The organism is Neobacillus sp. BF23-41, from assembly GCF_041106275.1.
Genome location: NZ_JBGBPR010000002.1, coordinates 512747 through 525357 on the forward strand (window position 1 = coordinate 512747; position 12611 = coordinate 525357).

The following is a 12611-nucleotide window of genomic DNA, read 5'->3' on the forward strand; positions in this document are numbered from 1 at the left end:
CCATCCTTCCCATTTCGCTCTTATCTGACAATAAAAACGATATCTTCCTCTAATTCAACCTTGAATGTCCGTACTTGACCTACATCCGGTGACTGTACTTTACCATCTTTTAAGGATATTTTCCAATCATAGACGGGGCAATATACATACTCGCCACTGACAAGGCCTTCTGAAAGGACGCCTCCTTTTGGATGGGGACTGCTGTTTTCAATCGCATAAACCTCTCCATTTGTTAATTTAAATAGGGCAATTTCTGTATCATCGGTTTTAATCGTATACCCAGATCGAACTCTTAAATTAGAATAGTTTGCCACTGGAATTCTTGTTATTGTTTGAAGCATATTGAATCACTCCCCAGCCTTAATAGTGTGTTTTGCATAATATTTATCTTGAATTTCTTCACTTTGAATCGCTTCATTCCAAGGTTCGATATATTTATTTAATGTTTTATCCATGCGCTCGTTTAAGGCTTTCCGTGTGGCCTCATTGGCAAGTACTTCTCTCACATGATCCAAGCCGACACGTTCTACCCATTTTGAAGTACGCTCTAGGTAATTGGCTGTTTCTCGATAATATTGAAGATAAGCACCCGTGATTTCCATTACTTCCGCTTGTGTTTTCACTGTACATAGGAGGTCCCCCGCACGGAGGTCGACACCGCCGTTACCAGCGACATAAATCTCCCAGCCGCCGTCAATTCCGACAAAGCCAATGTCTTTGATTCCTGCTTCTGAGCAGTTCCTTGGGCAGGCCGATACGCCCATTTTTACTTTATGAGGGGTATCGAGGCGTTCAAATTTCTTTTCAAGGTCAATGGCAAGTGCCATCGAATCCTGTGTTCCATAGCGGCAGAACTGAGCGCCGACACAAGTTTTTACAGTACGAAGCGTTTTTCCATAAGCATAACCAGAAGGCATATCGAGCTCTTCCCACATACTTGGCAGGTCTTCTTTTTTCACTCCGAATAAACCAATCCGCTGTCCGCCTGTTAATTTTACGAGCGGTACCTCATACTTTTCAGCGACCTCGGCGATTTTTTTCAAATCAGCGGCTGTCGTTACCCCGCCATACATTCTTGGTACAACCGAGTAGGTTCCGTCTTTTTGAATATTGGCATGCATTTTTTCATTGACGAGTCGGGAATCACGATCATCTTTGTATTCATCCATATGAATCATACCTAGATAGTAGTTGATGGCCGGACGGCATTTGGTACAGCCTTCCTCATTATTCCACTCAAGGACATTCATAACTTCTTTTACACTTGTTAAGCCTTTTTCTTTAATTTCGGCCACAACTTCATCACGGCTTAGGGTTGTACAACCGCACAGGCTTGTCTTTTGTGCTGCCGCTTCATCAAATTGGTCACCTAGTGTATAGGCAAGAATATTGCTTACCATCGGTTTACAGCGTCCGCAAGAACGGCCCGCGTTCGTACAATGGCTCACTTGGTCCAGTGTGGTTAACCCTTGAGTTTTGATTGCTTCAACGATGGCGCCTTTAGTGACTCCGTTACAACCGCAAATTAATTCATCATTCGGCATCGATGCTACATCATCATTGCCGCCTTCTGCACTGCATTCAGATTGCAGCACCGATATACTAGTCATTCCGCTGATATCCTCTTTTTTCGTCAGCATTCGGTATAGCTTGGTGCTATCCTTGGTGTCTCCATATAGCACGACACCAACAATCGTGTTATTTCTCGTTAAGATCTTTTTATAGACACCATCATATTCATTGTAGACCATGATCGATTTTGTTGAACCATCTTCAAAAATTTCTCCAGCAGAGAAAAGGTCCACACCGGCTACCTTTAATTGTGTTCCTGTTACAGAGCCTTCATATGGTTCGCTTAAATTTCCACAAATACGGTTGGCCAGCACTTTTCCTTGTTCATATAATGGGGCCACCAAGCCATAGACAATCTCTCGATGTTCCGCACATTCCCCCACTGCGTAAACATGAGGGACACTTGTTTCCATGAAGTCATTGACCACTATCCCGCGATTGACATAGATTCCGCTGTTTCCTGCCACTTCGGTGTTAGACTTAATCCCGATTGCCATAACCACCAGGTCCGCTTCCACCTCTGATCCATCTTTAAAGCGAAGACCTGTTACTCGTTCGTTGCCAAGGATTTCAACGGTTTCTTTTTCCATTAAGAAGTTCATGCCCTGGCTTTCTAGTTCTGCCTTCAGTAAGGATGAAGCAACCGAATCCAGCTGTCGCTCCATTAGATGCGGCATTAAGTGAACAACATCCACCTTCATTCCCAGGTTTAACAGTCCTCTTGCTGCCTCAAGACCTAGAAGTCCGCCGCCGATGACCACGGCTTTCTTAAATTGCTGTGCTGACTTGATCATCATTTCACAATCATTGATATCACGAAATCCAGTCACACCGATTTTGTCTGCACCTGGAATTGGGAGGATGAACGAATTCGAGCCAGTGGCAATAATTAATTCATCATATTCGACTTCCCTGCCTAAATTACTAACCACACGTTTTCCGTCCACATCAATGTTTACAATCGCTTCACCTGTAAACAATTGAATATTATTTTCTTTATACCAATCGAGCGGGTTGATGATGATTTCTTCAAAGTTTGTATCCCCTTGAAGTATATTTGATAGTTTAATCCGATTATAGTTTGGGTACGGTTCTTGTCCAAAAATAGTAATTTCAAATGGTTCAGTGGATACTTTTAGAATTTCCTCTATCGCTCTGACGCCTGCCATACCATTTCCGATTATTACTAGTTTTTTCATTTATCAATCACTCCTCATATGTTAAATAAATATTTTTAAGGTTAGTAAGGTTTTCTTTATAGTTAAATTGTAAATGCTAGCGTCGATAAAATTTGTGAAGTACGTCACTATCCAACCAATATATGTGAATGATTTCACATTATTGTCAAACATAGTATAAAAAGAAAAATAGCACACGATTGTATGCTATTTTTACTACACTACCTTCTTTTCAGTTTTCTGTATTTGATACGGTTTTACGATTGAATTTATGGTCGGAACAAGCACACCAATTACTGCAACAGGGGCAAGCTCCCATAATACCAAGGGTGGAGTGATGAGTATACCTGTTTTATGGATTGCAAACAAGGCAAGAAAATAAGCTAGTGTACCTGCCAGACCAGCTAACCGAGGGTTTTTTCTAAACAATAAATAGCATAAAGGAATGAATAAAAGCGTTATCGGTACATAAGAGGTTGGGTAACCAACTGCAGCAAAAATAGCTTTGCCTACAAACCTTAACAGGATATAAAGTGCCGTCGCCATCACAGGTATGGTATAATCACGGCAATATCGGATGATTAGAATTGTTAGGAGAGCGACCATTAGGATTGAATAGATGGGATAGACCCATTCCGGAATGCCGCCAAAAATCTGTGAGGCAGGATCTGAGATTAATTCAAGGATTTCCTTTGAGGCAATCGATTTTCCATGAATGTATTGATCATATGAAATGGCCCCGTTTTCCTGTTGCATATTCGGAAACATCAAGCATTCAAGGAGATACATGGCAAACCAGGTATGAAGTGACCACCATGACGGTTGAATATCTCTCGAATATAGAAAGTAACCACGCCAGACCCCAAAAATCATAATTGCTGTACCAATATAATAAATAAAATGGGTTGGACTCCATGTAGTTAAATCAATTCCATACGCAATATGATAGGTGAAATCTAGTGGGATCCCAATTAGGAATATAACGTAGCCTATTGTAATCAGGTTTCTAGAAAATCGGTCCATATAATTTAAACGTCGCCACTCTTGAATTAACAAACATGCGCCTAAAGCAAAACCGATGGTATTAACAATATGGGGAATGGAGTATTCCTCAAATAAATATTTAAAATGATAAGAAGCATCCCATGCAGAACCAATAAATTTTAATAGAAAGGCAAGTACCCATAAACGATAATATTTCAACGATATCATCTCCTCTCTAGCGCTTATCCAAGTAAATCAAATATATCCCCAAAGATGGCAATAAGAATATAATTCACAGCTAAAGCAATCGCAAACGTGATTCCCGCGCCTCGAACATTTTTCTGTCGAAATAATTTATACATAAACGTAATTCCTGCTGTGACAACAAAAATATTACAGATTAAAAATGTCAAAAGTAAATTTTCACTATGTTGGACTGATGTGACGTGAAATAGATATAATGGAATCAATTTTACAATCCCCCACACTTTTAGTTCCTTACTGCCTTTTCTCTATATTATCATTATTTTTACTATAGGTAACTTTTTAAATTACATAAAATTCTTGCATTGGTTTAATTAGGTAATATATTTTTAAAAAAAGTAAGTTTCATTGAATGGAGGAATTCCCACTGAAAAAATCTATCCTATTTATGATCCTTTTTTATACCTTGTTTTTATCGGCTTGTAATCCGGTTAGGGTCCCAAAGTCGAGTATGGACCATAATATGAGTGCCACTCCAACTGGTGTCATCCCTACAAAGTCTGATTGGAAGATCCAGGATCATCCGAATGCAAATGAGAAAATACCCATTTCACTGTTAATAATGGATCAGTCCAATAAACCGATTCAATCATTCGATACTGTTCATGAGAAAAAAATGCATTTATTTATTGTTAGTAAGGATTTAGCTTATTTTTCTCACATCCATCCAAAATATAAGGGAAATGGCGAATTTGATTTTACCACTAGTTTCCCCGCCGGCGGAAATTATAAGCTTATCTCAGAATTTACTCCGAAGGGTGGAGGGGACCCTAGTGTAGAAAATCATTGGGTCCAGATTGAAGGGGATGCCGCAGAAGGAAAACCTCTCGTCCCTGATCAGAAGCTAACCAAAGTCGTTGATGGCAAACAAGTGAAGCTCTCTTTTGACCAAATGATGGCTGGAATGACGGTCCATATGAATTTCACCATTAGTGATGCAAAAAACCATCAACCCATTAAAAATCTGCAGCCTTATTTAGGGGCAATGGGGCATGCGGTCGCCATGAGTAGTGATGCGGAAAAGTATTTACACATCCATCCGATGACAACAGAAGGAAATGGTCCAACGGTAACCTTTATGACTATTTTTCCTGAAAAAGGCATTTATAAGATATGGGGCCAATTTCAGCACGATGGCAAAGTATTTACGGTTCCATTTGTGATAGACATATCAAAATAAAAGTGAACCCCCTCCTCGGCTTGAGAAGGGGGTTCACTTTTATTATTAATACATTTCTGAAGTTGTTTTTGCCTGCATATGAAGCAGCAAGTAATCAGGACCGCCTGCTTTGGAGTCAGTTCCGGACATATTGAAGCCGCCAAATGGCTGATAACCAACGATGGCTCCAGTACAAGATCGGTTAAAATACAGGTTTCCAACATGGAAGTCTTCACGAGCTTGTTCCATGTGGGCACGGTTTGTAGTAATAACTGCACCAGTTAAGCCGTACTCCGTGTTGTTAGCAATTTCAAGCGCTTCATCGAAGTTCTTTGCCTTTGTGAAACCAACAACAGGTCCGAAAATTTCTTCTTGCATTATACGTGCTTTAGGAGCAAGATCCGCAATAACCGTTGGTTTAATGAAATAACCCTTGGAATTATCCCCTTCGCCGCCAGCCATTAACTTACCTTCTTGCTTGCCGATTTCAATGTATTCCATGATTTTTTTGAAAGCGTTATTGTCGTTAACAGGGCCCATGAACGTAGCTTGTTCAGTTGGATCTCCAACCGTTAACTCATTCGTTAACTCAACGACGCGATTCAAAACTTGATCATAAACACTTTCTACGATTATCGCACGTGAACATGCAGAACATTTTTGACCTGAGAAGCCAAATGCGCCTGCAACAATTGATTGAGCAGCAAGCTCTAGATCTGCTTCACTATCAACCACGATGGTATCTTTACCGCCCATTTCAGCAATCAAACGTTTCATCCATACTTGTCCTGGGTTCACTTTCGAAGAACGCTCGAAAATTCGAAGTCCAACATCACGGGAACCAGTAAAGCTGATAAAGCGAGTATCTTTATGGTCCACTAAATAGTCGCCCACTTCAGCACCGCTTCCTGGTACGAAGTTAAGAACACCTTTAGGCAGACCTGCTTCTTCCATGACTTCAACAAACTTCGCTGCAATCACAGGAGTAGTTGAAGCGGGTTTTAATAGAACTGGGTTACCAGAAACGATAGCTGCTACTGTAGTTCCTGCCATGATCGCAAATGGGAAATTCCATGGCGAGATAATAACTCCAACACCAAGTGGGATATAGGAATAACGATTAAATTCATTCGGACGGCTTTGAACGGGTACGCCATCTTTAAGTGCTAGCATTTGGCGTGCATAGTACTCAAGGAAATCAATTCCTTCAGCGGTATCTGCATCCGCTTCTCTCCATGGCTTACCAGCTTCTTTCGTCATAAGAGCAGAAAATTCGTGTTTGCGGCGGCGAATAATGGCTGCTGCTTTAAATAAAACATCCGCGCGGACTTCAGGTTTAACTTTTTTCCAAGTTTTAAATGCTTCGACTGCTGCTTGCATTGCTTTTTCAGCTAGGTCTTGGCTAGCTTTTGAAACGCGGCCAATTACTTCTTCCTTATTGGAAGGATTATAAGAAACAATTTTATCTTCTGTTGCAATTCTTTCTCCATCAATAACTAAGTCGTAATCCTGACCTAAGTAACCTTCAACTGTTTTTAACGCCTTTAGATAGGCCTGACGGTTCTCTTCAATCGTAAAATCTGTAAATGGTTCGTGCTTGTAAGGTTGTACCATTTGTTAAAACCTCCTATGTAGTAAAAACGTTTACACTCCACTGTTCATTCTAACATGTTTCATTTAAACGCCGCAAACAAAGATAATTCAAAAAAAGAGACCCGGCAATATGCCAAGTCTTATTGGTAAATATGGACAAAAGGTTCCTCTTCATTAGCCTTTCGGACGATCAGTGCTTCAGGACCATCCACAGATGTAACACTTACCGAGACAGACAAATACTTAGGAAAATGTTCCATGACAAGGCCGGTTACATACTGCGTAAAACCAATTCCTTCTGTTTTTCCATAAAATTGAATTGGAATATTAATATTTAAATCCTGCAATTGGTCTCCCATGTAAAAGGCTCTGCCAATCACACCATTATAGTTAGGAAAATACTCCTCCACATCCTGCTTAAAATTTAAAAACGCAGTGACATCATCACGATGTTCTTCCTGTGCATCTGCGGAGGGGAAAAGAAAGTACTTTTCATTTACATTTTCCCAGCCATTTAAAGTAGTGCTGCCATTGTCGACAGTGGAATAGGTAATAAAGTTACCAGGAACGACGGAAGATTTACTTGCTTGCTCAAACAAGGCAATCGAAATTGGAACGTCCTTTAAAGACTTTATGCTCCTCATACGCTTTACCACTTCTGCAGCTATTTTCTTCCCTTCACTGACCATTTCTGAATGTGGGACTTTTTCCTCAAGGGTATCGCCGTCTGATGTCTGTTTATAGTAGTAAACTGAATTTAAGGCAAGGCCAATCGTAACACCGCCGAGTGTTACATTCCCCTTTTCATTTTTTATTAAGTAGTCGTGTTCTAAAATATGAGCTAAATAGATTGGCGAACTCGGTTCACCCTTACTCCCAGTATTCACAGGATTTAGCCCAATATTATCAGCATCTTTTAGTGTTTTATCCTCTTTTTTCATTTCATTGAACTGCTCTTTTGTGTATTTACGTTTTAACCAAAGTCTTATTGTCTCTTCTTTGATTTCCCGTCCTTCACGAAACAAATATTTTTCTGTATCAAAAGAATTTTGGGCAATTCTCATTAAGCCCATTTCAAACTCGTTTAAGTCATATCTTGTATTGATATTATTGACAACCAATCCGCGTGCTTCCCCTGGTTCAAATGGCAAAATTGTCCGGTAATAGCTGTCCGAAATATTATACTTTGGAATAATTGCCTTCCCTTTCACTTTCTCCTTCGTTTGCACAACCTCATTTTGCTTCTCAAAGTTTGGTGCACAGGCACTCAGCAAAAAGACAAGGGAGAGAGCGAGCAATGAGAACTTTCTCACGTCGATACACCTCTTATTTATTTAATTCAACTAGGAGTTTCTCCTCGTCCCACACTTCAATTCCTAGTTCTTGTGCTTTGGTAAGTTTTGAACCCGCCTCTACACCAGCAATGACAAGGTGTGTTTTTTTGCTGACACTGCCAGCCACATTCCCGCCCAGCGCTTCGATTTTATCCTTTGCTTCATTCCTGGATAAACGTTCCAGCTTTCCTGTAAGAACAACGGTCTTTCCTGCAAAGATGGAATCGGAATTTTCTGCAGAAACTGGTCTGGAACCCTTATATTCCATATTAACACCAGCAGCAATTAATTCGTTGATTAACTCCACAGCCTCTTCTTTTTCAAAAAAGGCGACGATAGAATCCGCCATTTTATCACCAATTTCATTAACCGCGATTAAATCTTCCTTCGTGGCCGCTGCGAGTTTGTCCATCGTACCAAATTGTTGGGCTAACGTTTTTGCGGCTTTGGCACCAACATGACGGATCCCTAGTCCAAATAAAAGCTTTTCAAGTGAATTATCTTTCGATATCTCAATGGCTTTAATAAGATTAGTAGCTGATTTCTCACCCATTCTTTCAAGGGCTAGAAGCTGTTCACGAGTAAGCTTATAAATATCGGCAACATCTGCAATTAATTTTTCAGCAAAAAGCTGGCTGATGACCTTTTCCCCAAGACCCTCGATGTTCATCGCGACCCTTGAAACAAAATGAATTAAGCCTTCCCGGAGCTGTGCAGGACATTTAGGGTTAATACAGCGTAAAGCCACTTCACCTTCAAAACGCACGAGCTCACTTTCACACTCGGGACAATGAGTCGGCATGTGGAATTCCACTTCTTCCCCTGTCCGTTGGTCAGCCAAAACATTGACCACCTCTGGAATAATATCCCCTGCCTTTTTGATAACGACTTTGTCACCAAGCTTGATATCCTTTTCCCGGATTAAATCCTCATTGTGCAAGGAGGCACGCTGTACAGTTGTTCCTGCTACTTTGACTGGCTCAAGAATGGCCGTAGGGGTAATCACACCTGTTCTACCAACACTTAACTCAATATCTAAAAGAGTTGTGACCACTTCTTCTGCAGGGAACTTGTAAGCAATGGCCCAGCGCGGACTTTTTGCTGTCGTTCCGAGTGCAGCCTGGTGGGCATAGGAATCTACTTTAATGACGATTCCATCAATCTCATAGGGAAGGTGCGGGCGCTTTTCGACCCAGCTATTGACATATTCGATCACTTCGTCAACCGATGCACACTTGTTCCGCTCATGATTTGTTTTAAAGCCGAGTCGATCCAAGTAATCAAGGCCTTCACTATGTGACTCTATCTCACTGCTTTCACTGATATTTCCAATTCCATATAAAAAGACATCCAGCCTTCTAGAAGCAGCAATTTTCGGATCAAGCTGTCTTAGCGATCCTGCTGCTGCATTTCTAGGGTTGGCAAATAGCTCCTCGCCGCGTTCTTCCCTTGTTTGATTCAAGGCCTCAAACGAGCGCTTGGGCATATAAGCTTCGCCGCGAACCTCCAAGGAAACATTTTCGCGGAGACGGAGCGGGACGGATTTGATGGTTTTTATATTAGCGGTAATATCTTCACCAATGGTCCCATCTCCACGGGTAGCGCCTTGTGCAAATAGACCATCCTCATATCGTAACGATACAGCCAGGCCGTCAATTTTCAACTCACATACATAAGAAATATCGTCCCCGACAGCTTGACGGATGCGACGGTCAAAATCCCTTAAATCTTGCTCGTTAAAAGCATTGCCAAGACTAAGCATCGGTGTACGATGCTCTACCTTTTCAAACAGATCGATCACGGTGCCGCCAACCCTCAGTGACGGCGAATCTGCTGTTTTTAATTGCGGAAATTTCTCCTCAAGTTCCAACAGTTCATGCATTAATTTGTCATATTCAGCATCTGGTACAGATGGTTTGTCTAAAACATAGTATTCATAGCCATAGTGATTTAATAGGCTGCTTATTTCAGTGATTCTCTTTTCTGCACTTTGAAGGTCCATATATTCAGTCCTTTCCTTAAGGTTTTCTTAAACTTGTCTGTTGATTTCCGCTCCATGCACGCAGCGCCGCGCGGGCGGTCCGGGGAGCCTCCTCGGCGCTAAGCGCCTTTGGGGTCTCCCCTTCCCCGTCCTCCCGCAGGAGTCTCGCGCATTCCGCTCCAATCAACAGAGTGTGTAAAATCAAAATAAGGTTTAACTTAGCCTCTAATTAGGCTTTATTAATCGGAGCAAATTTGGCTAACAGGCGTTTGATTCCAACCGGACTTGGAAAAGCAATATCTAACTCCGTTCCTTCCCCTTGGCCTTTTACACTTACAACGGTTCCGATACCCCATTTACCATGTTGGGCTTTATCGCCAACCTTCCAGCCAGCCTCATCGCCAGAAGGAGCAGAAACTGGGCGCATGACTGGTTTTCTGGCTGCAGCCGGTGTACCAAATGACGTCTTCGGTGATCCGAACGATGTGCTGCGTCCTGAGCCAAATGATTTTCCAGTCGATCCAAATGGTGAATTCACTTTTTTCTCCGCTGGTTCGACTCCTTCGATCAGGTCTTCAGGGATTTCTTTTATAAAGCGAGAAGGTGGATTCATATTGGTTCTCCCAAACAATGTTCTCATTTGGGCGTTTGACAGGAACAGCGTTTGCTCCGCTCTAGTAATTCCTACATAGGCTAGCCGGCGCTCTTCTTCCATTTCTACTTCTTCCATCAATGATCGGCTATGAGGGAATACACCTTCTTCCATACCAATCAAGAAGACAACCGGGAATTCCAGCCCTTTAGCCGAGTGCAAGGTCATAAGCGTAATTGAATCTGCCTTTTCACCATCGTCATCAAGCGAATCAATATCAGCCACCAGTGCCAAATCGGTTAAAAAGGCAACAAGACTCTTATCTTCACTTGAATCTTCGAAGCTTTTCGTCACAGATAATAATTCCTCAAGGTTTTCGAGGCGGCTTTGGGCTTCCAGCGATTTTTCCGCTTTGAGCATTTCACGGTACCCGGATTTTTCCAGTACTTCTTCAACTAGTTCTGTAACAGACAGAAACTCTTGCATATTGGTATAATTACCGATTAAATCGCGAAATTCTCTTGCCGCTTTGGTGATTTTCGGACTTAACCCTAATAATTCTACGGACTCAAGTGCTTGGAAAAGGGATAAATCATGCATATCGGCAAAATCAGCAATTTTATCAACGGAGCTTGAACCAATCCCACGCTTTGGAACATTAATAACACGGCGTAAGCTAATATCATCATCAGGATTGGAAATTAGGCGTAAATAAGCCAGCATATCCTTAATTTCTTTCCTGTCATAGAACTTTGTTCCGCCGACGATTGAGTACTCGATATTCGATTTTAGAAGCACTTCCTCCATGACACGGGACTGAGCGTTCGTGCGATAAAGGATGGCAATGTCGGTTAATTTGTTCTGATGATTACGGGTTAATTCTTTAATTTTTCCAGCAACGAATTGTGCTTCCCCCTGCTCACTATCCGCACGGTAATAAACAAGTTTGTTGCCTTCCGGGTTTTCGGTCCATAGGTTCTTCGCTTTACGGTTTAGATTGTTTTGGATGACCTTATTGGCAGCTAGAAGAATCCTTTTTGTTGAACGGTAGTTTTGCTCTAGTAAAATAACCGTTGCGTTCGGATAGTCTTTTTCAAACGACAGGATATTTGCGATATCCGCTCCGCGCCATCGATAAATGGATTGGTCAGAATCCCCTACTACGCATAAATTCTTGAAACGACTTGCAAGTAACTTTACTAACAGATACTGTGCTTTGTTCGTATCCTGATACTCATCGACATGAATATATTGAAACTTGCGCTGATAATACTCGAGGACATCAGGAATTCGTCTAAATAATTGAATCGTCAGCATAATGAGATCATCAAAGTCCAGCGCTTGATTCTTTCTTAATCGCTTCTGGTACTCTTCGTACGCATTACCTACAACATCTTCAAAATAGCCTCCACCTGTTTTCTTATATTCCTCAGGTTCGATTAACTCATTTTTCGCTGAGCTGATCGCTCCTAAAATGGCACGTGGATCAAATTTCTTTGGATCAATATTTTTTTCCTTAAGAATTCCTTTGACCACGGATAGCTGATCAGTTGAATCAAGAATCGTAAAATTACGATTAAAGCCGATTCGGTCAATATCTCGGCGTAAGATCCTTACACACATCGAGTGAAAGGTGGAAATCCAAATTTCTTCGGCAGCCCCGCCCATCATTTTTCCGATTCGATCTCTCATCTCTCGTGCGGCTTTATTTGTAAACGTAATCGCTAAAATATTATAAGGATTTACTCTTTTTTCTACAATCAAATAGCCAATTCGATGGGTCAGAACTCTTGTCTTACCACTTCCGGCACCAGCCATTAGTAACAGCGGTCCATCGGTTGCCTTAACGGCACTTTGCTGCTCTGGATTCAGTCCGTTTAATAGCTTATCAGTTAAATATTGCACTTAATATCCACCACCATTACAAACATTTGTTCTTATTTTTATCTTAACT

At 41.4% G+C, this 12611-nt stretch carries 9 protein-coding genes; 1 reads left to right on the forward strand and 8 read right to left on the reverse strand.

Features of this window, described 5'->3' with window-relative positions; genetic code table 11:
• Positions 1–20: 20 nt before the first annotated feature.
• The 4 genes from nirD to AB7942_RS05560 form a co-directional block, all read right to left on the reverse strand.
• Positions 21–341, reverse strand: coding sequence for a nitrite reductase small subunit NirD (gene nirD / locus AB7942_RS05545; RefSeq protein ID WP_369446114.1), 321 nt, complete (start codon positions 339–341; stop codon positions 21–23).
• A 6-nt stretch (positions 342–347) separates the two neighbouring features.
• Entirely contained in the window at positions 348–2771 is a 2424-nt protein-coding gene (gene nirB, locus AB7942_RS05550) for a nitrite reductase large subunit NirB (RefSeq protein ID WP_369446115.1), read from the reverse strand.
• 195 nt (positions 2772–2966) lie between these two features.
• A complete protein-coding gene (locus AB7942_RS05555; RefSeq protein ID WP_369446116.1) occupies positions 2967–3953 on the reverse strand; it encodes a hypothetical protein in 987 nt (328 codons plus the stop codon).
• Between the two features lie 23 nt (positions 3954–3976).
• The gene (locus tag AB7942_RS05560) at positions 3977–4204 is read right to left on the reverse strand and encodes a hypothetical protein (protein WP_088085162.1); all 228 of its coding nucleotides are present in this window, start codon (positions 4202–4204) and stop codon (positions 3977–3979) included.
• A 245-nt stretch (positions 4205–4449) separates the two neighbouring features.
• Here AB7942_RS05560 and AB7942_RS05565 point away from each other — a divergent pair, with 245 nt between their 5' ends.
• The gene (locus tag AB7942_RS05565; RefSeq protein WP_369446117.1) at positions 4450–5178 is read left to right on the forward strand and encodes a hypothetical protein; all 729 of its coding nucleotides are present in this window, start codon (positions 4450–4452) and stop codon (positions 5176–5178) included.
• Positions 5179–5223: 45 nt separating this feature from the next.
• On the opposite strand, the gene pruA is transcribed toward AB7942_RS05565, so the two are convergent.
• From pruA to pcrA, 4 genes are all read right to left on the reverse strand, one after another.
• Positions 5224–6771: an L-glutamate gamma-semialdehyde dehydrogenase gene (gene pruA / locus AB7942_RS05570; RefSeq protein WP_088085156.1), complete on the reverse strand. Its 1548-nt coding sequence runs from the start codon at positions 6769–6771 to the stop codon at positions 5224–5226.
• 119 nt (positions 6772–6890) lie between these two features.
• Complete coding sequence (locus AB7942_RS05575; protein ID WP_088085155.1) at positions 6891–8063, reverse strand: CamS family sex pheromone protein; 1173 nt, start codon at positions 8061–8063, stop codon at positions 6891–6893.
• A gap of 13 nt (positions 8064–8076) precedes the next feature.
• Positions 8077–10086 (reverse strand): NAD-dependent DNA ligase LigA, encoded by a 2010-nt coding sequence (gene ligA, locus AB7942_RS05580; protein ID WP_369446118.1) that lies wholly within the window; start codon positions 10084–10086, stop codon positions 8077–8079.
• 208 nt (positions 10087–10294) lie between these two features.
• On the reverse strand, positions 10295–12562 hold the full coding sequence (gene pcrA / locus AB7942_RS05585; RefSeq protein ID WP_088085153.1) for a DNA helicase PcrA: 2268 nt from the start codon (positions 12560–12562) through the stop codon (positions 10295–10297).
• Positions 12563–12611 lie beyond the last annotated feature (49 nt).

Bases quoted from the DNA above. Each gene is read 5' to 3' on its own strand.
- nirD (WP_369446114.1), bottom strand. From the start codon at position 341: ATGCTTCAAACAATAACAAGAATTCCAGTGGCAAACTATTCTAATTTA.
- nirB (WP_369446115.1), bottom strand. From the start codon at position 2,771: ATGAAAAAACTAGTAATAATCGGAAATGGTATGGCAGGCGTCAGAGCG.
- AB7942_RS05565 (WP_369446117.1), top strand. From the start codon at position 4,450: ATGGACCATAATATGAGTGCCACTCCAACTGGTGTCATCCCTACAAAG.
- pruA (WP_088085156.1), bottom strand. From the start codon at position 6,771: ATGGTACAACCTTACAAGCACGAACCATTTACAGATTTTACGATTGAA.
- ligA (WP_369446118.1), bottom strand. From the start codon at position 10,086: ATGGACCTTCAAAGTGCAGAAAAGAGAATCACTGAAATAAGCAGCCTA.